This window comes from Thalassospira sp. TSL5-1, from assembly GCF_001907695.1.
Lineage (GTDB): Bacteria > Pseudomonadota > Alphaproteobacteria > Rhodospirillales > Thalassospiraceae > Thalassospira.
Window position 1 is genome coordinate 1,005,435 of record NZ_KV880638.1, and the last position, 24,576, is coordinate 1,030,010.

Below are 24,576 nucleotides of genomic sequence, written 5' to 3' on the forward strand. Positions count from 1 at the left end.
GGCTAGGCTGCGGCCCGAAGGCCGCAGCGCGGATCTATGCTTAGTTAAAACCGGCCTCTTTAAGGAAGGCGGACTGGGTATCAAGCTGCTTTTGGGCAAGATCACGGAAAGCACCGTCCTTGATGGCAAGGTCTTCCTGCTTTTGCTGCTTCATGAAGGTTTTCCATTCATCGCTGGCCTGCACCTTGTCCAGTGCTGCCTGGATGCTGGCAACGATATCATCGGGCGTACCTGCTTTGACCGACACACCGCGCCAGACCATGCCATCAAGGTCAATACCCTGTTCCTTGAAGGTCGGGACATCGGGGAAGTAGCTGGAGCGTTCATCGGTTGAAATGCCCAAAAGGCGAATATCGCCGCTTTCCACCTGGGACAGGCCGCTGGAAGGGGTCATCATGGCGGCATCGAGGTGATCCCCCATCAGGGCGAGCGCCACCTTGCCCGACGCATCATAGGGGATCCAGCCTGCTTCAAAATCCTCGGCGCGCATGAACTGGTAAAGCATATATTGGTGGAAACCGCCGGTGCCATAACCGCCAACACGAAGGCCCTTCGGGTCTTTTTTCATCGCATTGACAAAGTCCATTGCCGAATTCAGCTTGGAATCCTTGTGAACGGCAAGGGCAGAGGGTTCGCCCTGCATGGCGCGAACAAAGCGCAGGTCGTCGAGCTTATAGGGCATCAGGTTGCGCGCGATGCTAAAGGTCAGTGTGCTGGTATGGACCAGAATGTTATAGCCATCGGCAGGCTGGTTCAGCACATAGGACATCCCGACCGACCCGCTGCCACCCGGACGGTTGACCACCTTGGTTTCCCAGCCTGCCTGTTCATCCAGCAGTTTGGAAAGTTCGCGGCCATAGGTATCAAGCGCGCCACCTGCACCGGCCCAGACAACCAGATTAACCCGGTGTTCGGGGAAATCGGCGGCATTGGCGATGCTGGCGGTGCCCAGTAGGGCACCAAAAACGGCGGTGGAGAGTATCTTGGACAATTTTGAAGACATATTTTCTTCCTCCCGGTTTTTTGTTCTAGGCAGACTGGTTGGCGTTTGTCTGACGCCGTGATTTGATTTTGCCCCAAATGGGCAGCAGCAGGCTGATGGCACTGAGCACAAGAAACAGCAGGCTGAGCGGCGAGGTGACAAAGATCGCGTAATCGCCATGGGATGTGACAAGCGCGGTGCGATAGTTGGTTTCGATCAGATAGCCCAGCACCATTGAAAGAATGATCGGGGCCATCGGGATTTTGAATTTTTTGAGGATGTAACCCAAAATGCCAAAGCCGATGGTCATATAGACGTCAAACATCAGGTTGCGCAGGGCAAACGCACCCAGCATCGCCATGCAGGCAATGCCGACGGCAATGACCGAATTGGACAGGCGCAAGACCCAGCCCCATACCGGCAGCAACAGCGAGCCGACGAAAAACAGGGCAATGGATGTCATGGCAAGGCCCCACAGCACCGTATTGACCAATACTGGTTCGCTGGCAAAAAGCTCCGGCCCCGGACGCAGACCATGCAGGATCAGTGCACCAACAAGGACCGCTGTGGTCGGTGATCCTGGCACACCCAGTGCCATCAGCGGGATCATGGCCCCGCCAACGGTGGCATTGTTGGCCGATTCAGGGGCGGCAACACCTTCGGGCGCGCCTTTGCCAAATTCATCAGGGGTTTTGGACCGGCGCCGGGAAAAATCATAGGATACCCAGCAGGCAATATTGCCACCCACACCGGGCAGAATGCCCAGAAGTGTCCCAATAACGGAACCCGAGACAATGGTGCTGCCCAGCTTGCGCCACTGTGCCAGCGACAATAGGGCAAACTGTACCTTCGGCGTTATGCTGTGCGCCTGGGATTTGCCGCCTTCGGCCAGACTGATGGCTTCCGATACCGCAAACAGGCCAATCAGGGCGGTCAGGAACGGGATGCCTTCAAACAGTTCGGGCACACCAAAGGTAAAGCGGGGCACGCCAGATATTGGATCAATGCCAATCGTGGCAATGGCCAGCCCAAAGGCCCCGGCAATCAGGCCTTTTACCAGCGACCCGCTGGAAAGCGAGGCAACGGATGTGAGGCCAAATAAACCGACGGAAAAATAGGCCGCCGGGCCAAATTCCAGCGCCACCGATGCCAGCGGTTTTGCCAGCACCAAAAGGGCAAAGGCCCCGACCAGACCACCAACACAGGAGGCGTTAAGGGATACGGCCAGGGCCTGGTTGGCTTCACCCTTGCGGGTCATGGCGTAACCGTCAATTGCGGTGGCGGCGGCTGCCGCCGTGCCCGGTGTTGACAGCAAAATCGCGCTGACCGACCCGCCATATTCCGCCGCCATATATAGGGCAACCAGCAATAACATGCTTAGTTCCGGCGGCATGTTGTAGGTAAACGGGATCAGCAGGGTAATGCCGATAGATGGACCAAGGCCGGGCAAAGCCCCAACGACAACCCCCACCAGTGTGCCAGCAATCAGGCAGGCCAGGCCGGAAAAACTGAAAATGACAGCAAAGGCATCCATAAGGCTGGTCATGAATGGCTCCGGCATTTGGGGGCGGCAGGGCAGGCGAAGTGGCGCGAAGACAGGGCCTGTTGGTGGGGCATTTTGTGGGGCGCGACCGCAGGCGCCGAAACATTCATGCCGGTGACGGCGAATTCGGTCATGACCTTGTTCCTGATTGGCAACCCATACCCGGTGCAAATGATGGCGGTGGGCATAAGTTTTTCGTTTCCGTTTGGCAGCGATTTGCAATTTTCTGGTGGCGGTGAATGGTCGTGCCGCTGTGATAGCAGCGACGATACACCCCTTGATATCGCTTGTTTACTGCCGTTTTTTGGTTTGTTTATAGGTCTGGTTTGCCTCAATGGCGTCTAAACTGCTAATAGAATGTGTGGTGATTGGTATAAGAAAATTCTAAGAAATTTTCTTTTGTCGCCGTTCTGCTACGGGCGCCGCAGGCATAAAAGGGCCTGTTTTAAAGGGGTTGCGCGTGCATGGTGCGGGAAGGGTGGCATTGGGGCATTGCATTTTCATTGCGTGCGCCGGTTTGAAATGCACCTGTATCCGATGGGAAGTTGCAAAAGAAAAGGCAGAAGGTCGGGGTGGGATCGACCTTCTGCCTGATCTTTTTTGCGCCAGTAAAGGCTGCATATCAAACTGTCTGCGGTGTATCGCCAAGGCGGGAAGCGGGCTTTCTGCAGCAGTTACGCACCCGCCGGGAGGAGGCCCGGGTCACGTTTGCGCGGAAATACCTGTTCACAGCCCGATGACGGGTGCCGCAAGACGCGCGAGACATAACAGGCGGCTAGGCCTTCGGCTATGCGCGTTTGGCGTGCCCCCTGTTCTTGGTTCGCGAATGCTCCGTCAACTTACCCAGCGTTATGTGATCACCCGGATGGGGGCGTTATTCAGCCAGGCCAAAACCGCCTCGACCGTTTGCCCATAAAAGACCTGCCATGTATGGCGGGTAACATACCCCAGATGCGGGGTCAGTAGCAGGTTTTTGCACGCCCGTAACGGGTGGTCGGCAGGCAGCGGTTCCTGATCATACACATCAATGCCCGCCCCGGCGATGGTGCCATTATTGGCGGCTTTAATCAGGTCGGGGACATTCACAATCGGCCCGCGCGATGTGTTGATCAAAAAGGCGGTTGGTTTCATTTTGGCGAAATCGCGCGCGCTGATCAGGTTTGCCGTGCGATCCGACAGGCGCTGATGAATGGTGATAAAATCACTGTTTGAAAGCAAATCATCCTTGCGGGCATAGGTCACACCCAGGTCGGCACAGCGGGCCTCGGTCAGGTTTTCCGACCAGGCAATAACCTTCATGTCAAAGGCCTGGGCGATTTGTGCCACCTTGCCGCCCAGTCTCCCCAGCCCGATAACACCCAATGTTGACCCCGCCAGATCCTGCCCCAGGCCAATTTGCCAGCCCCCCTGCTTCATGGAGGTATTTTCCGGCACAATCCCGCGCGCCAGACCCAGCATCAGGGCAAAGGTCAGTTCCGGCGTGGCAGTGGAGGGGGATTCCGTGCCGCACACGGTGATATTGTTGCGGGCAGCCCCAGCCATATTAATGGCATCATTGCGCTTGCCGGTGGTGACAATCAGTTTCAGGTTGGAGAGCCGATCCAGCAACGATCCGGGAAGCGGTGTGCGTTCGCGCATGATGCACAACACATCAAACGGGGCCAGACGGGCCGCTAGATCATCCTCGTTGCCGATTGTGTCGTGAAAAACACTGATTTCCGCCTGCTTTTGCAGTTCCGACCAGTCGGCCGATTGCAGGGCAAGGTTCTGATAGTCATCAAGAATGGCGATTTTCATGGCTGATCCGCTGTATGGATTTTTTGTGATGGACGTTCCTGTTCCCATGAACTGATGAAATCGCGCCTTTGTCACGCTTTTTTGCAATCTGCGATTTCATATTTGCGGGCTCCGGCACTGAGAAAATGCCGGAGCCCGTGATGTCCTGCGCGATTACAGGTTATCGGCGATTTCCTGCATCCAGATGGCAACCGCAACCGCCCCGCCGTCGGGCACACCAACGGCGCGATCACCAAGGTAACTCGCCCGGCCCAGTTCCGGTGTCATTTCAGCTGTGCTTTCCGCCCCCTTGCGGGCGGCATCGCAGGCCGCCTGCCAGGCTTCCTTGGCGGGTTTGTTTGCCTTTGCCGCCGCGTTAAAGGCCTTTGCGGCGGGCAACAGCGCATCAAGCATGGTGCGGTCGCCTTCCTTCGCACCCCCCAGTTCGGCAATGGCATTTGCGCCCGTTTCAAAGGCATCGGCCCATTGGGCGGCGGTGGGGGTGGCTTCGTCCTGCAAATGCCGCCCGGCGCGGATCAGGGCATTGGCGTAAAACGGGCCGGAACTGCCCGCAATTGCCTTGCGCAGCGCGTTGCCGGTGGCAATCAGGGCGGTGGCCGGTGTGGCCCAGGCTTTGGTTGGCAAATCCAGTATGGCCTCTGCCCCGCGTTCCAGGCTGGCACCCAAATCGCCATCCCCGGCCTTGGTATCCAGATCAGTCAGGTGGGGTTCTTCGGCCTTCAGTTTATTGGCAACGGCATGGGCGATGGTTTTAATCTGTTCTGCCAGCGGCCCAGCCTCGGGATAATCGATCTCATCACTGCTGCCTTTGGGATCGGCGATTTCCTGGCGTTTTTGGCTGACACGCCCCGCGCCGGGCCAGGCGCTGGCGGATGTTTTGGCATCAAGAAGCTCTGCCCGTTCATCATCAAGTTTCAAAAGCGAGAGCGAACAGCCCGGCATATCAAGTGCGCTCAGCAATGTGCCACACCACACCCGCTCCACGGTGATATCATTGGCACGTAAATAGTTAATCGCCCCGCGCGCCATAATCGCAAGTTCGAGTGCGGATGTTGCCCCCAACCCATTCACCAGCAGGGCCACCCGGTCTGACTTGGCAATCTTGCGATCCTTGATAATGGTTTTCAGGATGGTTTCGCATAGTTCGTCCGCCGATGCGATTTTGCGGCGTTCAACACCTTTTTCGCCGTGAATGCCAAGACCCAGTTCAATTTCGTCTTTATCAAGCGAAAAACCGGCTTCCTTGGCACCGGGCAGGGTGCAGGCCCCCAGCGCAACCCCCATTGAACCAAGCGCACCTGCGGCCTTGCGGGCAATGTCGGCAACTTCGGCAAGGGGCTTGCCCGCAGCGGCCGCTGCCCCGGCGATTTTATGGATCAGCACGGTCCCGGCAATGCCCCGGCGGCGCTCCTCGCTGACGGTTTGATGCAGCGAAACGTCATCGGCCACCACAACAATCTCAACCGGAATGCCCTCGGTCTGCGCCAGTTCGGCGGCCAGGCCAAAATTAAGTCGGTCGCCGGTATAGTTTTTAACCACCAAAACCGCCCCGGCAGGCCCGGCACAGGCGCGAATGGCATGTAAAACCGCATCGGTCGAGGGGGAGGTAAAAACATCACCGGCAACAGCCGCACTTAACATGCCCTTGCCGACATATCCGGCATGGGCCGGTTCGTGCCCGCTGCCCCCGCCCGACAGGATGGCAACCGGGCGTTTGTCAGGTTCCGGCAGGTCAGCTTGTAACACCACATTGGCATGGGCCAGCAAGGCCAGCCCCTCGGTGCTGTCCACCACCCCTTCAAGCATCTCGCGCACAACATTCTTCGGATTATTGATCAGTTTCTTGGACATGATATCTCACCTGCCTGTTGGGATTTTCTGTTTAAAGTGGTCTTGTGACCAACTTAGGGCGTGTTGCGCATCTTCGCCATCATCGATGCAATAGGGCAACGATCAATCTGCGCTGACAGGCTATAAATCCCGGGCGTTTTTGCGCGAAGCGATGGTTATTACGGGTGATTTAATTTTTTGCCAGCAGGCGCTCGAAGACAATTTCGACATCGTCGAGGAAATCAAACCATTCCCCTTCTTCATCTATGCCAACAATCCTCAGGAGAAAAAGCCCCTCGACGGCGAGCAGGGCGACCCGGGCAGCCTGTGCATCGCTGGTTTCGCCGCTCAGGCATTTGAACATGGAGCGGTACCACTGGCGGGTTTCGACAATGTTCTGCGGGTTCTGGATATAGGCAATCATCAGTCCGGCCATCTTGGCATTCAAGGCGGCCTGGGAACAGCGCATGACCTTGATATATTTTCGTACAAGATCGGCAGGCGGAAGGTCGTCGATGTCGCCGAGCAGGTCGTTGAACCCCTGCGTCCATCGTTCGATCAGCGCGCGGATCAGGTCATCTTTTGACGAGAATGAATATTGAACGCCCCCTTTCGAAATATCGGCGGCCTTTGCCAGGGCATCAATGGTCAGGCCTGCCGCCCCGTCATTGCGAACGATCCTTTCGGCAATTTCAAGCAGCCCTTCACGCGTGATCGTTGGTTTTCTGCCCAATTGGGTGCTCCTTCCTCACAGAAAATCATTGAAATCCATACGTATGTATTTATATCAAGGGGCGCTGTCCAATCAAAGGTGAATTGATGTCGTCCGTTGCTGCTTCGCCCAATCGCTGGCTTTCTCTTATTGCTGTCATGCTGGCTTTCCTGCCGGTCGTGCTGGACATGACGATCCTGCATGTTGCCGTGCCCACGCTGACGCAGTCGCTTAATGCCTCGGGCACCGAAGTTCTGTGGATTATTGATATATACCCGTTGTTGATGGCGGGGCTTTTGGTGCCGATGGGGACGCTGGCGGATAGGGTTGGCAACCGCAAAGTCCTGATCATTGGTCTTGTTACCTTTGGGCTGGCGTCGGCATGGGCTGCTTTGGCGCAAAGCCCCGCTATGCTGATTGCCGCGCGCGTGCTTTTGGCGCTGGGCGGTTCGATGATTATGCCGTGTGTGCTGGGCCTTATTCGCAAAACCTTTGAAGATGACGACGAACGTGCGATGGCGCTGGGCCTTTGGGGGATGGTGGGGGCCGCAGGGGCTGCGGTCGGTCCGCTGATTGGCGGGGCTTTGCTGGAACATTTCTGGTGGGGCTCGGTATTTCTCATCAATGTGCCGGTGATGCTGGTGGTTGCGCCTGCCTGTTATGTTCTGCTGCCGCGTGTTGAGCAGACCATGACGGGCAAATGGGCCATCGGCCAGGCCTTGATGCTGATCGTTGGCATGATATCGGTCGTTTATGGCATCAAGGCCGGGTTTGGCGACAAGCAGCCTTTGCCGGTTATCGTTTGCACCATCGTTTTTGGCATTGTTGTTTTAGCCTTGTTCGTGCGCAAACAATTGCGCGCCTCCGAACCGATGCTGGATCTCTCGCTCCTGTCTCATCCGGCGATTGTCGCAGGGTTGATTATGGCAATTGTTGCATCGGGCGCGCTGGCCGGTGTCGAGCTGACTTTGGCCCAGGAACTGCAATATGTGCTCGATAAAACGCCGTTGCAGGCGGGCATCTTTATGATTCCGATTATGGCCGCCGCCGCTGTGGGTGGCCCGGTTGCGGGCTATTTGTCCAATCGGTTTGGCTTGCGGCTGGTCGCGACATTCTCCCTTTTAATTTCGGCCGGGGCCTTGGCATTTCTGGCGCAAAGCGATTTTCATGACCCGGGTATTCTCGTGCCATGTGCGCTTGCCATTCTCGGGCTGACACTCAGCATCGGGCTGACGGCCTCCTCTATTGCCATCATGGGGTCCATTGATGCCAGCAAGGGGGCGGCTGCGGGTTCGCTGGAGGCGACGGGGTATGAACTGGGCACAGGGCTTGGCATCACGCTGTTTGGTGTTTTTATGTCCAGTGTGTTCAGCCACGCCATCGAATTGCCCGCCCGTCTGCCTCAGGCTTTGGGGGAGCAGGCCTCCCGTTCCATCGGGAATGTTTATATTGTCGCCCGCGACCTTCAGGGGGAACGGGGTGAGGCCTTGATTGCCGCGGGCAAAGCCGCCTTTAGCCAAACGCACGCAGCCCTTCTGACAACGGCAGCAACGGTGATTGCGGCACTCGCGGTCGTGGTGTTCTTCACCCTGGCCGGGTATCGCAACCGGTCTACGGAGCCGCACGGATAAACTGTACCATAGGCAGCAAAGGCCTGATTTTAGCGAGCACGCGGGAAGGGTAATGGGCTTTAGGCCGCAAAACCCGCCGTTCAATTTTTCAAATGACCGCGTGATTGATATTGCGCATTTATTTTTCGGCACCAGCGGATACAAAGCGGCGCTTCCTGGGCTTGTGGATAGATGCGGGCATGCCAGCACCTGCTGTTACATATCTGCATTGCAGAATCAAAAGTATGCGTTTGGCCGGGATAGGGGCATAACGCGCGTAGCTTATGAATATGAGAGTTATTAAAATATGGATTGGGTCCCGATCGCTTTTGGTACGTTCAAGGTTGTTGCGCTTTGCGTGGCAATGTTTTTTGCCATCAAATGGCATTACGATCAGGGAAAAAAGGGAGATCGCAAAGCCCTCCTGCGTTCGATCACCAAAATGACCGCGCTTTTCTTGCTGGCGGCAGTGGTTGTCGGCGTTGTCACCTTCTTCCTTGTTCGCTGGTTTGGTTTGGATATGAGCTACTGAGGGGCGGGCGTCATCATGCAGACGGCCCCGCAGGGGTTCAGGTGAGCAAAGGCCGCCTGTGATTGATTGTTCAGAGATGGTCGATAACGCGGATCAATGCTCTTTTATAGTGAACTGGGCGCGGTTCGTCTCCCGCGCCATTTGTTCCGCAACCTGTTTCAGGTAATCCTCAAGCGTTTTACCAATTTCGGGCCGGAAGCTCTTTCCGGTCGGTTGGCAGTTCTGCATTCGGTCAATCCGAAATGCCCGGAATCCGTTGCGCATTTCGCACCAGGCAGAGCATGTCCAGACCTGCCCCCAATATTCGATTTGCAAAGGGCGGATCACACGTTTGGAGGCTCGCTCATCCAAAGATCGATAGTCGATCTGAAGTTTGAGTCCTTCCCGAATAGCACGACGGATCAGCGGCATATGTTTGAATCCCGTTTGTGCGCGCTCGAACGCATAAACACCAAACCCCCAGGACTTGGGCGCCTGACGGCGGTTTGACGCATGTTCACCGACTTTTTTCATGACCGAAGCCGCCGCGGTTTGCAGTTCGTTATCGGCGGCCTCCTGCACAATGGCCATACCCAGGCTAAGGGCCTCAAGCTCGGTAAATGACAGGGCGATGGGCGGAAGAAAGACCGGTTCGCGCAGCAAATAGCCTACACCGCGCTCTCCGTCTATCGGGACGCCAGAGGCAACCAGCGTGTCGATGTCCCGATAGACGGTGCGGATGGAAACGCCAAGCGCATCGGCGATGTCACGGGCAAGGTGGAGCCGTCCGTCCCGGACGATCTCGACAATTTCCGCAAGTCGCTCGCTACGCCGCATGATTTTGTCAGTTAAGGGCCACTTCCAGCTCGGAATGCGTGAGCTGGATAGTTGGTCCGTTAATGGCAGAGAGGAAAGCGGTGTTCTCCGGGGCGGTGCCGATTTCGGCGGCGGCGGTTTTTGCCGCATCCATGTTTTCCCACTGAACATGCTCGATCCATGTGCCATCTTCGGTGCAGGAAAGACGACGGCATATAAAGCCCGGACGGGTCTTGATCCAGGAACTCATTCCCCTGGCAGCGGCAATAAAATCTTCGCGGCGAACACCGTTATTGAGCTTGAAGGTGACGGTTTCGATGACATTCTTCGACATTGGATACTCCTGTTTGTCTTGCCAAGCGGTCGAGCATCATTACGTCATCCCAACTGACAGAATATGTCAGTTGGGATGACGGGTCCAGATGTAGCGCGCTTGAGACGCGGATGACGGAGAAAACACGGTTTCAAACAGAGGCGTTGTTTTGAAGTTCTGCTGCCTGCTGTTAAACAGGTTGTGCCGCGCAACGCCTTTTAGCCTCAGAAACAGGGGCCATTTTCCCCATTGAACGGGGGCGGGGGATCGCTATTAATGCTAGCCGCACTATAAAGGCGTGCGGTTGATAAGGGCGGTGTAAGGTGCGTATCAGACACATCCTGTTCGTTATATTTCTTGTGGTCGTTATTGTGGCATCTTTGCTGCTTTGGCGATTACAGGACCTCGACCTGGATGGACGCCGCCACGAGGATTTTTCTTTTAGCGCCAATGGCCTGCATTTGGCAGGGACATTGTGGCTGCCGGATCGGCCCCCGTTGGCGGCACTGGTTCTGGTGCATGGCGATGGCCCGCAGGATAGAACCTCGCAGGGAGGTTACGCGCCGCTGGTCAATAGCTTGCTCGATGCCGGTATTGCCGTTGCCTCCTGGGACAAACCCGGCATTGGTGCGTCGCAGGGGAACTGGCTTGCGCAATCGATGGAGGACCGGGCTGATGTCGTGCGCACGGCACTGGTGACACTTAAGGGGCATTTCACGCATATACCTGTTGGCGCAATGGGGTTTTCACAGGCGGGGTGGGTGATACCAAAGCTCTCGCATCGCGATGCGGATTTCGCGGTTCTCATTGGCGGTGCTGTTTCCTGGCAACAGCAGGGCGATTATTATACCGATACGCGGCTTCGACTGGCAGGGATGCCTGCGGCGGAGCGCAAGCGCGAGGTGGTGCGGTTATCGCGCAGGGATGATCGTTTGTTTGCAAATCCACAGGTCGAGAGTGCGGATCTTCCACCTGACCTGACGTCAGATCGCTGGGCTTTCATCCGAAAGAACCGTCATGCGGATGCGACAAAAGATCTGCGCGGATTTAATGTGCCCTTGCTGGCCCTGTGGGGGGCGGATGATCTGAATGTTGATGCCTGGCATGATGCCGCGATCTATCGTGAAACCGTCCTATCCAATAACGCGGCAAATCGTATCATTATCGTACCAGATGCCACACATGGCCTGTTAAAATCAGTGCCATACAACGCGCAACTTATTACTCAATGGCCCTGGTATGTGACATTAAGATTTCTTCTTGAAGGTCGCCATGCCTGGACGCCGGGTGTTATTGATACGATCAGTGCTTGGATTACGGCGCGCGGCGGACCTGCAACAGGATAAAAGAACCGGTGGTTAATGCGATCAAGCGTGTCTGGTTATTCAAGCGATCAGCAACATATTATGCCGGGTCACTGGATTACAGTGCCTGGCATTATTTTTGCGCTCGTACCTGAACCTGATCAGCACCGGAGCGTAAGAATAGGTACAATGGGAGCGCCAGCGACAGTCCGACACCCGCACCTGCGGGCAATACGAGCCACCATTTCCTGAGCCCGAGCGTACGGGCGTCGAGGAACGACCAGATCCAAAATACACCGATTGATATCATGATGTCGGATGAAAAGCCGCCGACAGCGCCATTGGCAAACAGGCTGGTCATGAAATATGCCAGATCAGGCCCGTTCGCGGCGAAAAAGAACCCGAAAAACACCCATGGCACGACCGTTCCGATCACACACATGGTCAGATAGAACGTCCTCATTTTTCTTGTCTTTCCTCGAGGGCTATGGATTATTGTAGCGGACGCTACATTATCGCATGTGTAGCAAATGCTACAAGAGGTTCGTATGTCCCGGAAGCCATTTGACAAGAACGCTCTGCTCTCCGCTTTGGCTGCTCATGTGTTGGAATATGGGCTTAATTCGGCCAGTCTTCGGCCAATGGCTGCATCCGCTGGCACATCGGACCGAATGCTTATTTACCATTTCGGCAGCAAAGATGGATTGATTGTCGAACTGCTGCAGTTTCTGGCAGAAGGCATGGCAATGCAACTTGACCAAGCCTTGCCGCCGCTTTGTTACGAGACGGAGCAGGAACTAATTGAAAACGTGCTTGCTGTTATGAGGTCTGAAGCCTTTGCGGCGTATTCCCGCGTTTGGTTCGATATTGTCTCGGCAGCCGCGCAGGGAAGTGGCCCCCATCAAAAGGCCGCCGGCACGATTGTCGGCATTTTCCTTGAATGGCTTGCCAGGCGTCACCCGCAAGGTCATGCGGGTGCCCCGCGTGCGCTTGTTTTTATCGAGGGATGTATCATCATGGATGTCGCTGGTCGCCAGGACGTGAGCGATGCCATCAATCGCGGGTCCGGTTGCTAGGCGATGACAGCGACGATCACGATAATCGTGCGGACGTAAGGCTGTCGGCCCCTGTCTGAATCTTCTTGGTTGCCAAAAGGAGAAATTTGTTCGGTTTAATCGACCGTTCATCAGCGGTCTTGGTCATTTCTGAATGGTCTGAGCCTTTCCTCACATCGCTGTAAAGCGCCGACGATGAGGGCCAAGCGGTCGATACTTGTTTTTTGAGTCGTTTTACGGTTTCATCGCCTTTGCGACAATCATGTCGAAGCGACTGTCCATACATACGCTCAGATCCGTCGTCACGAACCGACCGTCCATGAAAAGGCTGAAAATCGTGGCAGGAGTAGGCGCTGCCTGCGCGGAAGCAAGGCTGTCCAGCTTGATGATGGTCGGGGAAAGGTTCCGCTTTTCACAGGTCTCTTTCAGCGCGATTTCCACATGGAATTCGGTGAATGGGCAGCGGTTCGAATAATATACCGTCAGTCCGTGCGCGTTCGGTCCGAGACCGTTCTTGGCACTCTCGGCAAACCGTGGAAGTTCTGACAAGCCGACCTCGCCCGCCTCGAGTGCAAGCAGGGAAAAGCCGCTGTCGAGCACATCAACTTCCCGGAATCCCTGCCGTCGCAACCAGGCTCCATCACTTTGAAAAGGCATCTTCCTGGTGCCAGCGAGCGCAACCAAACCAGCGCGACCGTGCTTTCTGACGTCGTCAAGAGCGGTCTGGAGGAGTGCCTTGCCGTGACCTTGCCTCTTGAACCGGCCTGATACCCAGAAGCAGCCCATGACCATCCAGCCCGATGCCACAACAGGCATCCATGCCTGTTCGCCCGGACCATATTCGATGAACACCTTGCCACGCTCATCCAGACGACTGAACCGATAGCCTTGCGGATACTGATCGGAAAGCCATTGCTTCTTGGCCGCATATCCTGCAGCGCATTTCTTGTCCGAGATCGCGCAGCAAATATGCTCGCCCAGCAAAGTTTCCGGAGTAAGGGTAATGATCGACATGCCGGTTGCCTTTGTGGGGATTCTTCACCTCCAGTAGGAAGCGAATTGCGTTTCGTGGCCGTGATACAGATCAAGGAAGCACGCGCTTTGCCTAACGAACCTTCGTTTTGATCAGGTGCCAGCCTTGCGAGGGCGCTTGAGCGTCAAAATCTCGGTAACGTCCTTTAGTTCATCTGCCGACGAGATGCCGATCTTCAGCCACTTGCCATCTCGATATGTCTCCGCCTTATCATAAAGCGCCATGAAGCGCGGACTCAGGCTATCGCGTCGCGCCTTGACCTTCTCTTGCTCCGCCCCTCCCAACACGACTACGGCAGAGAAGGCATGGTATTCGGGCAGGAACGTACAGAACGCCTTGGATTTCTTGTAGCGCAGGGACCAGCCGTGCTTCTTGCCGCCATAAATCCAATCGGGAGTGAAAACGCCGGGATATGCTACCTCAATCCAATCCCGCAACGCGACCCACTGCTTGAACGCGTCCGGCCCGATCCAGTCGCGGATAGCTGTATCGTCTGGCGGTGCTGATTTGTCGATGATCCGGCTTCCGGCCTGGGGCGAATATTCCATGCTGCAATCCCTCCTGTCCGCAAGAGCATCGCAAATACGGCGAGAACAGGAAAGAGCCATGAATTTCCGGCGGGCATCGTACCGGGAAGGGTCCGCAAAGGGGGAGGGGTATTTTGCTGTCACCGGCCTTCACATACATGGGGCTGTAGGTCGGTGGTTCTCAGCGTTGTCTCGTGGTGATGCGGTAATATCGCGCCATAAAGGGGGGGGGGCGTTGGAAAATGGCGGAGAGGGTGGGATTCGAACCCACGGTACTATTGCTAGTACAACGGTTTTCGAGACCGCCCCGTTCGACCACTCCGGCACCTCTCCGCATGTGTGGTCTGGCGTTCGACGCGGTGTTTAACGGTCTGTGCGCGAGATTGCAAGAGGGAAAACGCAAAACTTTCATTCTTGCGATGAAAATCCGTGATTTTGCGGGCAGCGCGTTTGTTGTATGGGGCCTTTGAGAAGGATGATTTGCCCGGCGCGATAGGTTGCACGGGCCGGTGCGGGTTCCGCCATGCAATCGCGGCGGGGAGATATGTGTGCGTGAACCCGCTTTGGAGTTGACATTTGCGGGCTAAAACGGTAATTCACCCGTCTCTCGCAGCGGTCCGGTTTCAGTTTGCAGCGACACCGGGCTGCGCGTTTGCGTTTCCGAATTCTTTTTTCAGGAACTATTTAGATGTATGCAATCATCAAAACAGGTGGCAAGCAGTACAAGGTTGCCGCCAACGACGTTATCAAAGTCGAAAAGATCGCTGCCCAAGCTGGTGAAACCGTGACCCTGGATCAGGTTCTCATGGTTGCTGGCGACGGTGCGCCGAAAGTTGGTGCTCCGTTGGTCGCTGGTGCTTCTGTTGTTGCAGAAGTTCTGGAACAGGCCAAGGGCGACAAAGTGATCGTTTTCAAGAAAAAGCGCCGGCACAATTACCGTCGCAAAAATGGTCATCGCCAGAACCTGACCGTTCTGCGCATCACGGGCATCAACGCCTGATTTATCAGGTGGATGCAGTTTTAGGAGGGTTTCATGGCTCATAAAAAAGCTGGTGGTAGCTCCCGTAACGGTCGCGACTCCGAAGGTCGGCGCCTCGGCGTTAAGAAATTCGGTGGCCAGGCGGTTGTTGCAGGTAACATTCTCGTTCGTCAGCGCGGAACCAAGTTCCATGCCGGTGACAATGTTGGCGTTGCCAAAGACCACACTCTGTTTGCAACTGCTGGCGGCAGCGTCCAGTTCAAATCGGGTTTCAAGGGTCGCACCTTTGTAAGCGTCGTCCCGGCCGAGGCGTAAGCCTCCCGTTCCGGGCACAACGTGCCAAGAATTTGCAGGGGAGGAATGAGCAATCATTCCTCCCCTGTTTTATATGTTTCAGGCAAAATAATTTTTCGATGCCCAGGCGGGCATGACGGGGCGCTTTCCCCGATTGAATGGATCCCAAAGGACGGGTTATGAAGTTTCTGGATGAAGCAAAGATTTATGTGCGAAGCGGTCGCGGCGGCGCCGGATCCGTCAGCTTCCGGCGGGAGAAGTTCGTGGAATATGGCGGCCCGGATGGCGGCGATGGCGGCCGGGGCGGCGATGTTATTCTTGAGGCCGAAGAAAACCTCAATACCCTGATCGATTTTCGCTATCAGCAGCATTTCAAGGCCGAAATCGGCATGCACGGCATGGGCCGCAACCGTACCGGGCGCGCCGGTAAATCGGTTGTCATCAAGGTACCGGTCGGAACGCAAGTGCTGCAGGAAGACCGCGAAACCCTGATTGTTGATATGACCGCACCTGGCCAGCAATATGTTTTGTGCCGGGGCGGTGATGGTGGCCGCGGCAACACGCATTTCAAATCATCGACCAACCAGGCCCCGCGCCGGGCCGAAGAAGGCTGGCCGAATGAAGAAATGTGGGTATGGCTGCGCTTAAAGCTGATTGCCGATGCCGGGCTGGTGGGGCTGCCCAATGCCGGTAAATCAACCTTCCTGGCGGCATCCTCCGCCGCACGGCCGAAAATTGCCGATTACCCCTTTACCACCCTGCATCCGCAATTGGGTGTGGTCAGTGTTGATGATGGCGAATTTGTGCTGGCCGATATTCCCGGCCTGATCGAAGGCGCATCGGAAGGCAAGGGCATTGGCACACGCTTTTTGGGCCATATCGAACGCTGCGAGGTTTTGCTGCATCTGATCGATTGTGCAGACGAGGACCCGGTGGGAACCTATCGCACCGTGCGCGAAGAGCTGGAAAACTATGCCGACGAGCTGATCGACAAGCCGGAAATTGTTGCCCTGTCCAAGGCCGACCAGCTTTTGCCGGAAATGGTCGAGGAACAGCGCCAAATTCTGGAAAAAGGGATTGGCAAGCAGGTATTTGTGGTATCGGGTGCGACCCAACAGGGTGTAACCGATATTCACCGCAAATTGCGCGAGCATATTCTTGAGGAACGTCGGCGCCGGGCCGAAGAAAACCAGGACTATGAGGGGTTCCAGCCTTGAGCCTTGCCGACGCAAAGAGACTGATTGTCAAGGTCGGGTCGGCTTTGCTGGTGGATGAAACCACCGGCAAGCTGCGCCGGGCCTGGCTTGAAGCCCTGGCCGACGATATTGCCGCCCTGCGTGAGCGTGGGACGGAGGTGATTATTGTTTCCAGCGGCGCAATTGCGATGGGTCGGCGTATTTTGGGCCTGGATCATCGCACCATCAGCCTGGCCGACAAACAGGCCGCCGCCGCAACCGGGCAGATTTCGCTCTCCCAGGTGTGGCAGGAGGCCCTGCATCGCAATGGTCTGGTCATGGCCCAGGTGCTGGTCACGCTCGAAGACATGGAAGCCCGCCGCCGGTATCTCAATGCGCGTGGAACGCTCAATGCGTTGCTGGCCCGCGGTGCGATCCCGCTGATCAATGAAAACGATACCGTGGCAACGGCGGAAATCCGCTTTGGCGATAATGACCGGTTGGCTGCCAAGGTCGCACACATGATTTCGGCCGATATGCTGGTGTTGCTCTCTGACATTGACGGGCTTTATACCGCCGACCCGCGCAAAAACCCGGATGCCGAACTGATCCCCGAAGTGGGCGAACTGACCCCGGAAATTATGGGCATGGCTGGTGCTGCGCCCACCATGTATAGCTCCGGCGGGATGGTGACGAAACTTCAGGCCGCCGAAATTGCCATGAAGGCCGGGTGCCGCATGATGATTGCCCGGGGTACGATTTATCATCCATTAAAAGCGCAGCTTGAAGGTGGTTTGCATACCCTGTTTAAACCCTCTGAAACGCCGCTGGCGGCCCGGCGTCACTGGATTGCCACCTCGCTTTCGGCGCGCGGTGCAATCGTGATTGATGGCGGGGCGGAACGTGCCCTTCGCGCTGGAAAAAACCTGCTGGCACCGGGCATTGTGTCCCTGCAGGGCAGCTTCAAGGCGGGCGACGCGGTGCGGGTTCTCTCGGCCGAGGGGGCAGAAATCGCACGCGGTATTTCATCCTATTCCGCCGAGGAAACCCGCCAGCTATTGGGCCATAACAGCCACGATATCGAACCGATTTTGGGTTTTAGCCGGGGCAATGCCATCATCCATTCCGATGATCTGGTATTGGCCGGGGCGTAAATCCGCCTGACAGCCAAAATGCAAATGCCGCGCAGAGATTTTGCGCGGCATTTTTATTTTTGGGCTTGGGTTTATTCCCCGCCGATCAGGCTTTCGGAGCTGGCGATGGTAGCAAAAATATCACCCAGCATGGTCAGTTCGGCCTGATGCAGTTTATCGGCGGCGATAAAGGATGTTGCGCTGTCCGCCTGTTCCGTCCCGGCGATGGCGCTTGGCAGGGGCAGGTCGCGGGTGGCGGTGGCATCGCTAACCACGGTAACGCCATAGCCCATTTCATGCCCGGCCCGCGCGGTGGTGGACACGCATAAATGCGTCATGAAACCGGCAAGCACGATGTTTTTCAGCCCGGCTTTTTCCAGGCTTTCCTTAAGCCCGGTGCCGCCAAAGGAATTGGGCACGTTTTTGATATGGATGGCTTCGCCCTCCTGCGCGGCGACTTCGGGCAGGATGGTGACAAATTCACGCTCCGTGTCAAAAATGGGGGCGCCGGGGCCACTGTGATGAACAATATGCACCACCAGCCCGCCCTTTGCCCGCCAGTGCGCCAGCAGCTTAGCCGCGTTTTTAAGTGCACCCTTGATACCGGGCAGGGACAGCATACCCGAACGGTATTCTTCCTGGGCATCAATCAGGATCAGGGCAGCATTTTCGGGGGTGCCGGGGGCGGGGGTGGCATTGGCAAGCGACAGCAATGTTTTCGCAGACATGGGATTTTCCTTGTGATCTCGGGTGATGTTATGGGGTTATCCTATCTCTGCATCAATGCAGTTGGAATGCGCGTATATGCGGCTATAATCTGCAAAAATGCAGAAAGGATGTATTGTGAGAACGCCGGACTGGGATGGGTTGCGCACCTTTGTGGTACTGTGCCGCGCGGGCAATATGAGTGCCGCCGCCCGTGAACTGGGCATTAACCAAACCACCGTCAGCCGCCGCCTTGCCCGGTTGGAGGAAATGCTGGGCTATGCCGTCCTGCACCGGGAGGAAGGGCATTTAAGCCCGACAGCACAGGGCCAGCAATTACTGGCAACGGCAGCGGCCATGGAGCAAAACCTTGCTGCCTATCTTGAGACCCTGCCGGGGCTGACCGAGGGGGGGGATCAGAAGGCCCCATCGGGTGTTGTGCGCCTCTCGGCGGTGGATGCTCTTCTGGATGGATTGCTGGTGCCCGCCTTTGCCGATTTTCATCAACGTTACCCGGCGGTACAACTCGACCTGAGCGGCGAAAACCGCAATTTGAACATCGCCCAGCGCGAAACCGACATTGCCATCCGCCTGGCCTTGCCTGAAAGCGGGGTGTTTCGCAGTCGCCGCATTGGCTTTATGCGGTTTGCCATTTATGCGCCGCACATGGATATCGACGCGCCCAATGCCAGTTGGGTAGAGCTGGCAGAAGGTTTGTCAGACAAACCCGAACAGCAATGGCTGCACCATGCGTTTGGCCCACGAAACATCATTGGCCGGGCCAACCGTGCCACCCTGCTGGCCGGGATGGCGCAGGCGGGAGATGCCTGTTGTTTATTGCCGGTGTGCATTGGTGATCGGGTTGCCGGGCTGCATCGGTTAACGCAATATGATGTCAGTGCGGGGCGTGAGGTGTGGTTGCTGGTGCATCAGGATATGGCGCATTTGCCCCATATCCGTGTGGTGATGGATTGGGTGGCGGACATTATGAAACAGTCCGGTGTTGTGTAAGGCAGGACTAGGAGGTAATGCCGGGCTGAAAGATATGATCGGCCCCGACAGACTGGTTTTGCACGACACGGGCATTGGGAATGTCGTTTTCAAGGGCGCGGCGGCTGGCGGTTTCGGCATCAAACCCGTGATCAAGCCAGCGTTGGATCAGGCGCTGTTCCAGCACGGCAACCGGCACGTCCAAAAACAGTTTGAGATCGAACAGGGGGGCCAGTTGATGCCACGGGGCCTGGTTGAGCAGCAGGTAATTACCTTCCACCAGCACCAGCCGGTGATGCAGGCCAATACAGCGGGCCGAGCCACGGGACAGTTCCAGTTTTCGGTCAAATACCGGGACAAAAACATCCTCGTTATCATCCCGAATGGCGCGCAAATAGCGGGCAAAACCGCCCACATCAAAGGTATGCGGGGCCCCCTTGCGGGCAAGATCGCCCCGGTCACGCAGGATGGCATCATCGAAATGAAAACCATCCATCGGAAAAATGGCAACCCCGGCTTCATCACCCCCCAGATGGTGATGAAGCCGTTCGGACAGGGTTGACTTGCCCGAAGCAGGGGCGCCGGCAATTGCCACCAGCATCCGGCTGGTACCGGATTGACGGGCGGCAATAAGCGAAGCGATGTGATCAAGATCGATGGTCATTCTTTCCGGGGTCCGATCTTTATCTGGTCTTATGCCGCTTCCGGGGCTTCAAGCGCTCCGGTCATAAAGGCAACGGCATCGGACATGGTGTAATCATCGGGCTTGATGGTGCAAAGCCGTTTGCCCAGGCGGTGGATATGAATGCGGTCTGCCACCTCGAACACATGGGGCATATTGTGCGAAATCAGCACAATCGGCATTCCGCGCGAACGCACATCCTGGATCAGTTCCAGCACCCGGCGGCTTTCCTTAACCCCCAGGGCAGCCGTCGGTTCATCCATGATCACCACGCGCGAGCCAAAGGCCGCCGCACGGGCCACGGCCACCCCCTGGCGCTGGCCGCCCGACAGGGTTTCAACCGCCTGGTTGATGTTTTGAATGGTCATCAGGCCCAGTTCATTCAGCTTTTCCCGGGCCACACGCTGCATCGCCGGATGGTCGAGCATTTTGAGGAACTTGCCGGCAAAGCCGGGGCGGCGCAGTTCGCGGCCCATAAACATGTTGTCCGCAATCGACAGCGCCGGGGACAATGCCAGGGTCTGATAAACCGTTTCAATTCCGGCATCGCGGGCATCCATCGGCGATGAAAAACTGACCGGCTTGCCTTCGAGCAGGATCTCGCCTTCATCCAGCGTCACTGCCCCGGAAAGGGCCTTGATCAGCGAGGATTTGCCCGCGCCGTTATCGCCGATAACAGCCAGGATTTCGCCGGGATAAAGGTCAAAGTCGGCGTGATCAAGGGCGGTCACCCGACCATAACGTTTGACCAGTCCACGCCCGGACAGAACCGGTTGAAGGGTGCTTTGTGTGTCGGTCATGACGATACCTTTCTGATCCACTGGTCAATGGCAACGGCAATGATGGTCAGCCAGCCAATGGCAAACAGTTGCCAGAGCACATCCACGCCAACCATGCGCAGGCCGGAATTGAAAACCCCTACAATCAGCGCGCCAATCAACGGCCCGGCAATCGAACCGCGCCCGCCAAACAGCGAGATACCGCCAATCACCACAGCGGTGATCGATTGCAAATTGGCTTCCTGGAAACTTTGCGGCGAGACCGAGCCCACACGACCAATCGAGGCCCAGCCGCCAATCGCACAAACAAGACCGGCCAGAATATAAACCGAAATCAGGGTGCGGTTGGTGCGAATGCCCGAAAGCTCGGCCGATTCCTTGTCATCGCCCAGCGCATAAACATGGCGGCCCCAGGCGGTATGATTAAGCAGGAACCATAGCACGGCGAAAATCACCAGCATCAGGATCGAGCCATAGGTGACACGCGCACCACCAATGGCAATGCTTTCGCCAAAAAATTTCAACAGCGGCGCGACTTCATCGAGCGTCTGGCTGCGAATCGATTGTGCGCCGGACAGCCACAGATTAAGGGCAAAGAAAATATTCCACGACCCCAGGGTCACGATAAAGGGCGGCAGTTTGATGCGGGTGACGAGAAAACCGTTCATCCCACCCGCCAGGGCCCCACAACCAAAACCGATCAAAACGGCAAGGGGGCTTGGCACGCCCAGGGATACGGCAAGCTGCCCCATGATCACCGAGATCAGCACCATGATGGCACCCACCGAAAGGTCGATGCCTGCCGTCAGGATGACAAGGCTTTGTGCCGCAGCGAGAATACCGATAACGGAAACCTGTTGCAGGATCAGTGACAGGTTAAAGGGCGAAAAAAATTTTGGCCCGGCAAGTGCGCCAAAAATGATAATCGACATAATCAGCACAATGACCGGAACCATTGTGGGATTACCGTGAAGCAGGTGTTGGGCAGATTGCAGGAAAGTGCGCTGTTTGGGTGCGAAGGAGGCGACATTGGTGTCGCTGCGCCCCAGCGTTTCTTCAAAATCCTGCTTTTTGCGTGGCGTACGGTTTTCGTCGCTCATCGCTTCCTCCGGGGTCCTGGTTGTGTTGCCCAGATGGTGCGGGCAGCACAGGTCATGATGCAGGGTTTTCCCTGTCTTGAAGGGCTGCGGGACCGTTTGATTTATAGGGGTGGATTTTTAAGAAACCGGGGCAATGCGTAAGGCACCCTTGCCCCGGTTACGGATCGTAAGGCGCGATTAGCCCCAGCAGCGGCTCATGCCCTCATCAACACTGATCGACGGCACGCCCTCGGCCGGGGAATCGGTGACAAGATTAACGCCGGTGTCATAGAAATTCAGGCCTTTGGTGTTTTCCGGTTTGGTGCCGTTATCGGCCCAGGCGCGGATGGCCTCAATGCCCTTATAGGCCATATCAACCGGGTATTGCTGCGAGGTTGCGCCAATCACCCCGTCCTTGACGTTCAGAACGCCTGGGCAACCGCCATCAACCGACACAATCAACACACCCTTTTCCATATTAAAGGCCTTCAGGGCCTCATAGGCACCGGCAGCGGCCGGTTCGTTGATGGTGTAAACAACATTGATGCCCGAATCCCGTTGAAGCAGGTTTTCCATCGCCTTGCGGCCACCTTCTTCGTTGCCATTGGTCACATCATGACCAACGATGCGTTTGTCGTCTTCGTCACCAATTTTGTTTTTGTCTTTGATATCAACGCCAAAACCGTCAAGAAAACCCTGGTCACGCAGAACGTCAACAGACGGGGCCGACGGGGTTAAGTCCAGCAGCGCAATTTTGGCATCGGCGGCCTTGTCGCCCAGTTTGGCCTTGGCCCATTGGCCAATCAGCTGGCCTGCCTTGAAATTGTCGGTGGCAAAGGTGGCATCGGCGGCGTCAATCGGCTCTAGCGGGGTATCAAGCGCAATGACCAGAATACCGGCATCGCGGGCCTTTTTAAGAACCGGGACAATGGCCTTGGTGTCCGATGCGGTGATCAGGATGCCCTTTGCACCCGAAGCAATGCAGGATTCAACAGCCTGGACCTGGGTCTCATGGTCGCCGTCAATTTTACCGGCATAGGTCGAAAGGTCGATATTCATCGCCAGTGATGCGGCGGTTGCCCCTTCCTTCATTTTGACAAAGAACGGGTTGATATCGGTTTTGGTGATAAGGCAGGCGCCGATTTCGTCGGCCTTGGCCTGATGGGTGGGGATGGCGGCAATAGAAAGAGCAAGCGCACCAAGGGTGGCGCCAAGAAGTGCTTTCTTCATATGTTTTCCTCCCAGGGATTTCCCTGATAACTGGCAATTATACACTGTTTATCCAGAGACAATTATCGCGACTTTTCTGCGCAGCCTTGCATCGATGTCTGTCTTTACATACACCACACTAAATCGCAGAGCCTGTCAATTAATAAATCCATTTGATTTATTAATTAGAATTGTTGATGCTTGCAGCACAACAAATAAGGCCAATGCGCCATTCGGGAGGACCCAGTAATGTCTGAAGATATTGATCCGGTTGAGGAAATGCCGGGTGCATCGTCTGTCTCGGCAGGAACGCATAGTGGCGGCGGTGCCAATCAGGTGCGGGTCCGGGCCTATAATGAACGGTTGTTATTATCGCTGGTACGCCGTACAGCCGGGCTTTCCAAGGCCGATATTGCCCGGATTTCGGGCCTGTCGGCGCAAACGGCGTCGGTGATTATTCGCGCCTTGGAAAAAGACGGGCTTTTGATGCGCGGGGAGCCGGTGCGCGGGCGGGTCGGCAAACCTTCGGTGCCAATGGCCCTTAATCCTGACGGGGTTTATTCGCTGGGCCTTAAAATTGGCCGTCGCAGTGCTGAACTGGTGTTGATGGATTTTGTCGGTACAGTGCGCGACAGCAACATTGAAACCTATAAATACCCCACGCCTGATAATATTCGCCGTTTTGTGCGCGAGGCGACAGAGAAATTGACGTCTTCCTTAACATCATCACAGCGTGCACGCATTGCCGGGCTGGGTATTGCTCTGCCGTTCGAGCTGTGGAACTGGGTTGATGAAATGGGCGCACCGGAACAGGACATGGCTGCCTGGCAGAATATCGATTTGGCCGAGGAGATAGGCGAAATCGTTCCTTTTCCGGTTTTTATCCAGAATGATGCAACGGCGGCCTGCGGGGCAGAACTTGTTTTTGGGCAAGGGGCCAACTACAACGATTTTGCCTATTTCTTCATTGGTTCATTCATCGGCGGTGGTGTTGTTCTTAATCAGGCGGTGTATGCCGGGCGCACGGGTAATGCGGGCGCATTTGGCTCGATGCCGGTGGTGGATGACCAGGGGAAACCCTCGCAATTGATTGATCAGGCCAGCCTTTTCGCCTTGGAAAAAATGCTTGAGGAATCCGGTTTTGAACCGATTCGCCTATGGCGCGATCCTCAAAGCTGGGACGAAATAACCCCGCATCTGGATTGCTGGATCGCGCAGGCTGCACGCAGCCTTGCCCTGGCGATCACGTCGGTCTGTTCCGTGATTGATTTTGAAACCGTGATTGTTGATGGCGGTTTCCCGCCGTTTGTTCGTGACCGGATTGTCGCTGAAATTATGAAAGAGTTTGGCGGACTGGACCTGCAGGGCATTGCCATGCCCCGTGTTCAGCCCGGAGCGGTTGGCCGGGGGGCACGCGCCATCGGTGCGGCCAGCCTGCCGCTGTTTTCGCGCTATTTGCTGGATCAGAATGTGCTGTTCAAGCAGGTGGAATCCTGATTTACGACAGGCATTTAAAGC

At 56.3% G+C, this 24,576-nt stretch carries 27 protein-coding genes and 1 tRNA gene; 11 read left to right on the plus strand and 17 right to left on the minus strand.

Going from position 1 to position 24,576, the window contains the following annotated elements; translation table 11 throughout:
* Positions 1–40: 40 nt before the first annotated feature.
* The 3 genes from LF95_RS14100 to LF95_RS23645 are packed head-to-tail and all read right to left on the minus strand — an operon-like array spanning position 41 to position 2,659.
* A complete protein-coding gene (locus tag LF95_RS14100; protein ID WP_073955674.1) occupies positions 41–1,003 on the minus strand; it encodes a Bug family tripartite tricarboxylate transporter substrate binding protein in 963 nt (320 codons plus the stop codon).
* Positions 1,004–1,028: 25 nt separating this feature from the next.
* On the minus strand, positions 1,029–2,528 hold the full coding sequence (locus tag LF95_RS14105) for a tripartite tricarboxylate transporter permease (protein WP_073955675.1): 1,500 nt from the start codon (positions 2,526–2,528) through the stop codon (positions 1,029–1,031).
* Positions 2,525–2,659 carry a hypothetical protein gene (locus LF95_RS23645; RefSeq protein WP_256359958.1) on the minus strand — a complete coding sequence of 45 codons (135 nt, stop codon included), beginning with the start codon at positions 2,657–2,659 and terminating at the stop codon, positions 2,525–2,527. The genes LF95_RS14105 and LF95_RS23645 overlap by 4 nt, the downstream gene beginning before the upstream one ends.
* Here LF95_RS23645 and LF95_RS14110 point away from each other — a divergent pair.
* Positions 2,658–2,870 carry a hypothetical protein gene (locus tag LF95_RS14110; RefSeq protein WP_143182045.1) on the plus strand — a complete coding sequence of 71 codons (213 nt, stop codon included), beginning with the start codon at positions 2,658–2,660 and terminating at the stop codon, positions 2,868–2,870. The two genes, LF95_RS23645 and LF95_RS14110, sit on opposite strands and share 2 nt — an antisense overlap.
* Before the next feature lie 504 nt (positions 2,871–3,374).
* On the opposite strand, the gene LF95_RS14115 is transcribed toward LF95_RS14110, so the two are convergent.
* The 3 genes from LF95_RS14115 to LF95_RS14125 all read right to left on the minus strand — a co-directional run bounded on the left by LF95_RS14115 (position 3,375) and on the right by LF95_RS14125 (position 6,885).
* Positions 3,375–4,322 (minus strand): D-2-hydroxyacid dehydrogenase family protein, encoded by a 948-nt coding sequence (locus tag LF95_RS14115; RefSeq protein WP_073955677.1) that lies wholly within the window; start codon positions 4,320–4,322, stop codon positions 3,375–3,377.
* A 153-nt stretch (positions 4,323–4,475) separates the two neighbouring features.
* Complete coding sequence (locus tag LF95_RS14120; protein WP_073955678.1) at positions 4,476–6,173, minus strand: dihydroxyacetone kinase family protein; 1,698 nt, start codon at positions 6,171–6,173, stop codon at positions 4,476–4,478.
* A gap of 169 nt (positions 6,174–6,342) precedes the next feature.
* Complete coding sequence (locus tag LF95_RS14125; protein ID WP_073955679.1) at positions 6,343–6,885, minus strand: TetR/AcrR family transcriptional regulator; 543 nt, start codon at positions 6,883–6,885, stop codon at positions 6,343–6,345.
* 86 nt (positions 6,886–6,971) lie between these two features.
* Between LF95_RS14125 and LF95_RS14130 the strand changes: the two genes are divergently transcribed.
* Together LF95_RS14130 and LF95_RS14135 are read left to right on the plus strand one after the other, a co-directional pair.
* On the plus strand, positions 6,972–8,495 hold the full coding sequence (locus tag LF95_RS14130; protein WP_073955680.1) for an MFS transporter: 1,524 nt from the start codon (positions 6,972–6,974) through the stop codon (positions 8,493–8,495).
* Between the two features lie 286 nt (positions 8,496–8,781).
* Positions 8,782–9,006 (plus strand): hypothetical protein, encoded by a 225-nt coding sequence (locus tag LF95_RS14135; protein WP_073955681.1) that lies wholly within the window; start codon positions 8,782–8,784, stop codon positions 9,004–9,006.
* A 93-nt stretch (positions 9,007–9,099) separates the two neighbouring features.
* On the opposite strand, the gene LF95_RS14140 is transcribed toward LF95_RS14135, so the two are convergent.
* Positions 9,100–9,822: a helix-turn-helix transcriptional regulator gene (locus LF95_RS14140; protein ID WP_073955682.1), complete on the minus strand. Its 723-nt coding sequence runs from the start codon at positions 9,820–9,822 to the stop codon at positions 9,100–9,102.
* Positions 9,823–9,829: 7 nt separating this feature from the next.
* A complete protein-coding gene (locus tag LF95_RS14145; RefSeq protein WP_073955683.1) occupies positions 9,830–10,135 on the minus strand; it encodes an antibiotic biosynthesis monooxygenase family protein in 306 nt (101 codons plus the stop codon).
* Between the two features lie 302 nt (positions 10,136–10,437).
* On the opposite strand from LF95_RS14145, the gene LF95_RS14150 reads away from it, so the two are divergent.
* Positions 10,438–11,460 (plus strand): alpha/beta hydrolase family protein, encoded by a 1,023-nt coding sequence (locus LF95_RS14150; RefSeq protein WP_083607690.1) that lies wholly within the window; start codon positions 10,438–10,440, stop codon positions 11,458–11,460.
* A gap of 91 nt (positions 11,461–11,551) precedes the next feature.
* Here LF95_RS14150 and LF95_RS14155 read toward each other — a convergent pair whose 3' ends face one another.
* Entirely contained in the window at positions 11,552–11,881 is a 330-nt protein-coding gene (locus LF95_RS14155) for a DUF2834 domain-containing protein (protein ID WP_073955684.1), read from the minus strand.
* Positions 11,882–11,966: 85 nt separating this feature from the next.
* Here LF95_RS14155 and LF95_RS14160 point away from each other — a divergent pair, with 85 nt between their 5' ends.
* Positions 11,967–12,494: a TetR/AcrR family transcriptional regulator gene (locus LF95_RS14160; RefSeq protein WP_073955685.1), complete on the plus strand. Its 528-nt coding sequence runs from the start codon at positions 11,967–11,969 to the stop codon at positions 12,492–12,494.
* A 213-nt stretch (positions 12,495–12,707) separates the two neighbouring features.
* Here the strand turns inward: LF95_RS14160 and LF95_RS14165 are convergent, their stop codons facing one another.
* From LF95_RS14165 to LF95_RS14175, 3 genes are all read right to left on the minus strand, one after another.
* The gene (locus tag LF95_RS14165) at positions 12,708–13,487 is read right to left on the minus strand and encodes a GNAT family N-acetyltransferase (protein ID WP_073955686.1); all 780 of its coding nucleotides are present in this window, start codon (positions 13,485–13,487) and stop codon (positions 12,708–12,710) included.
* Between the two features lie 111 nt (positions 13,488–13,598).
* Positions 13,599–14,054: a DUF3788 domain-containing protein gene (locus LF95_RS14170; RefSeq protein ID WP_073955687.1), complete on the minus strand. Its 456-nt coding sequence runs from the start codon at positions 14,052–14,054 to the stop codon at positions 13,599–13,601.
* A 222-nt stretch (positions 14,055–14,276) separates the two neighbouring features.
* Positions 14,277–14,366, minus strand: a tRNA-Ser gene (locus LF95_RS14175).
* Positions 14,367–14,721: 355 nt separating this feature from the next.
* On the opposite strand from LF95_RS14175, the gene rplU reads away from it, so the two are divergent.
* From rplU to proB, 4 genes are all read left to right on the plus strand, one after another.
* Positions 14,722–15,033, plus strand: a complete 312-nt coding sequence (gene rplU / locus LF95_RS14180; protein WP_073955688.1) for a 50S ribosomal protein L21 — start codon at positions 14,722–14,724, stop codon at positions 15,031–15,033.
* Positions 15,034–15,066: 33 nt separating this feature from the next.
* Positions 15,067–15,327, plus strand: a complete 261-nt coding sequence (gene rpmA / locus LF95_RS14185) for a 50S ribosomal protein L27 (protein ID WP_073955689.1) — start codon at positions 15,067–15,069, stop codon at positions 15,325–15,327.
* Positions 15,328–15,485: 158 nt separating this feature from the next.
* A complete protein-coding gene (gene obgE, locus LF95_RS14190; protein WP_073955690.1) occupies positions 15,486–16,523 on the plus strand; it encodes a GTPase ObgE in 1,038 nt (345 codons plus the stop codon).
* Positions 16,520–17,635: a glutamate 5-kinase gene (gene proB / locus LF95_RS14195; protein ID WP_073955691.1), complete on the plus strand. Its 1,116-nt coding sequence runs from the start codon at positions 16,520–16,522 to the stop codon at positions 17,633–17,635. The genes obgE and proB overlap by 4 nt, the downstream gene beginning before the upstream one ends.
* 71 nt (positions 17,636–17,706) lie before the next feature.
* On the opposite strand, the gene LF95_RS14200 is transcribed toward proB, so the two are convergent.
* Positions 17,707–18,342 carry a cysteine hydrolase family protein gene (locus LF95_RS14200; protein WP_073955692.1) on the minus strand — a complete coding sequence of 212 codons (636 nt, stop codon included), beginning with the start codon at positions 18,340–18,342 and terminating at the stop codon, positions 17,707–17,709.
* A gap of 115 nt (positions 18,343–18,457) precedes the next feature.
* On the opposite strand from LF95_RS14200, the gene LF95_RS14205 reads away from it, so the two are divergent.
* Complete coding sequence (locus LF95_RS14205) at positions 18,458–19,330, plus strand: LysR family transcriptional regulator (RefSeq protein WP_252509768.1); 873 nt, start codon at positions 18,458–18,460, stop codon at positions 19,328–19,330.
* Between the two features lie 7 nt (positions 19,331–19,337).
* Here the strand turns inward: LF95_RS14205 and LF95_RS14210 are convergent, their stop codons facing one another.
* The 4 genes from LF95_RS14210 to LF95_RS14225 all read right to left on the minus strand — a co-directional run bounded on the left by LF95_RS14210 (position 19,338) and on the right by LF95_RS14225 (position 23,079).
* Entirely contained in the window at positions 19,338–19,973 is a 636-nt protein-coding gene (locus LF95_RS14210; protein WP_073955694.1) for a nucleoside triphosphate hydrolase, read from the minus strand.
* 29 nt (positions 19,974–20,002) lie between these two features.
* Entirely contained in the window at positions 20,003–20,791 is a 789-nt protein-coding gene (locus tag LF95_RS14215) for an ATP-binding cassette domain-containing protein (protein ID WP_073955695.1), read from the minus strand.
* A complete protein-coding gene (locus LF95_RS14220) occupies positions 20,788–21,870 on the minus strand; it encodes an ABC transporter permease (protein WP_073955696.1) in 1,083 nt (360 codons plus the stop codon). Before LF95_RS14220 ends, LF95_RS14215 begins: the two co-directional genes overlap by 4 nt.
* Positions 21,871–22,047: 177 nt before the next feature.
* Positions 22,048–23,079 (minus strand): sugar ABC transporter substrate-binding protein, encoded by a 1,032-nt coding sequence (locus LF95_RS14225; RefSeq protein ID WP_073955697.1) that lies wholly within the window; start codon positions 23,077–23,079, stop codon positions 22,048–22,050.
* A 228-nt stretch (positions 23,080–23,307) separates the two neighbouring features.
* Here LF95_RS14225 and LF95_RS14230 point away from each other — a divergent pair, with 228 nt between their 5' ends.
* Entirely contained in the window at positions 23,308–24,555 is a 1,248-nt protein-coding gene (locus tag LF95_RS14230) for an ROK family transcriptional regulator (RefSeq protein WP_083607692.1), read from the plus strand.
* The last annotated feature ends 21 nt before the right edge of the window (positions 24,556–24,576 follow it).

What these genes read in the sequence shown, in the direction of transcription:
- LF95_RS14155 (WP_073955684.1), bottom strand. Translation starts at nt 11,881, where the DNA reads ATGAGGACGTTCTATCTGACCATGTGTGTGATCGGAACGGTCGTGCCA.
- LF95_RS23645 (WP_256359958.1), bottom strand. Translation starts at nt 2,659, where the DNA reads ATGACCGAATTCGCCGTCACCGGCATGAATGTTTCGGCGCCTGCGGTC.
- LF95_RS14105 (WP_073955675.1), bottom strand. Translation starts at nt 2,528, where the DNA reads ATGACCAGCCTTATGGATGCCTTTGCTGTCATTTTCAGTTTTTCCGGC.
- LF95_RS14110 (WP_143182045.1), top strand. Translation starts at nt 2,658, where the DNA reads ATGACCTTGTTCCTGATTGGCAACCCATACCCGGTGCAAATGATGGCG.
- LF95_RS14145 (WP_073955683.1), bottom strand. Translation starts at nt 10,135, where the DNA reads ATGTCGAAGAATGTCATCGAAACCGTCACCTTCAAGCTCAATAACGGT.
- LF95_RS14225 (WP_073955697.1), bottom strand. Translation starts at nt 23,079, where the DNA reads ATGAAGAAAGCACTTCTTGGCGCCACCCTTGGTGCGCTTGCTCTTTCT.
- obgE (WP_073955690.1), top strand. Translation starts at nt 15,486, where the DNA reads ATGAAGTTTCTGGATGAAGCAAAGATTTATGTGCGAAGCGGTCGCGGC.
- LF95_RS14215 (WP_073955695.1), bottom strand. Translation starts at nt 20,791, where the DNA reads ATGACCGACACACAAAGCACCCTTCAACCGGTTCTGTCCGGGCGTGGA.
- LF95_RS14120 (WP_073955678.1), bottom strand. Translation starts at nt 6,173, where the DNA reads ATGTCCAAGAAACTGATCAATAATCCGAAGAATGTTGTGCGCGAGATG.
- LF95_RS14130 (WP_073955680.1), top strand. Translation starts at nt 6,972, where the DNA reads ATGTCGTCCGTTGCTGCTTCGCCCAATCGCTGGCTTTCTCTTATTGCT.
- LF95_RS14165 (WP_073955686.1), bottom strand. Translation starts at nt 13,487, where the DNA reads ATGTCGATCATTACCCTTACTCCGGAAACTTTGCTGGGCGAGCATATT.
- LF95_RS14135 (WP_073955681.1), top strand. Translation starts at nt 8,782, where the DNA reads ATGGATTGGGTCCCGATCGCTTTTGGTACGTTCAAGGTTGTTGCGCTT.
- LF95_RS14140 (WP_073955682.1), bottom strand. Translation starts at nt 9,822, where the DNA reads ATGCGGCGTAGCGAGCGACTTGCGGAAATTGTCGAGATCGTCCGGGAC.
- LF95_RS14160 (WP_073955685.1), top strand. Translation starts at nt 11,967, where the DNA reads ATGTCCCGGAAGCCATTTGACAAGAACGCTCTGCTCTCCGCTTTGGCT.
- rpmA (WP_073955689.1), top strand. Translation starts at nt 15,067, where the DNA reads ATGGCTCATAAAAAAGCTGGTGGTAGCTCCCGTAACGGTCGCGACTCC.
- LF95_RS14210 (WP_073955694.1), bottom strand. Translation starts at nt 19,973, where the DNA reads ATGACCATCGATCTTGATCACATCGCTTCGCTTATTGCCGCCCGTCAA.
- LF95_RS14220 (WP_073955696.1), bottom strand. Translation starts at nt 21,870, where the DNA reads ATGAGCGACGAAAACCGTACGCCACGCAAAAAGCAGGATTTTGAAGAA.
- LF95_RS14115 (WP_073955677.1), bottom strand. Translation starts at nt 4,322, where the DNA reads ATGAAAATCGCCATTCTTGATGACTATCAGAACCTTGCCCTGCAATCG.
- LF95_RS14200 (WP_073955692.1), bottom strand. Translation starts at nt 18,342, where the DNA reads ATGTCTGCGAAAACATTGCTGTCGCTTGCCAATGCCACCCCCGCCCCC.
- LF95_RS14170 (WP_073955687.1), bottom strand. Translation starts at nt 14,054, where the DNA reads ATGGAATATTCGCCCCAGGCCGGAAGCCGGATCATCGACAAATCAGCA.
- LF95_RS14230 (WP_083607692.1), top strand. Translation starts at nt 23,308, where the DNA reads ATGTCTGAAGATATTGATCCGGTTGAGGAAATGCCGGGTGCATCGTCT.
- LF95_RS14100 (WP_073955674.1), bottom strand. Translation starts at nt 1,003, where the DNA reads ATGTCTTCAAAATTGTCCAAGATACTCTCCACCGCCGTTTTTGGTGCC.
- rplU (WP_073955688.1), top strand. Translation starts at nt 14,722, where the DNA reads ATGTATGCAATCATCAAAACAGGTGGCAAGCAGTACAAGGTTGCCGCC.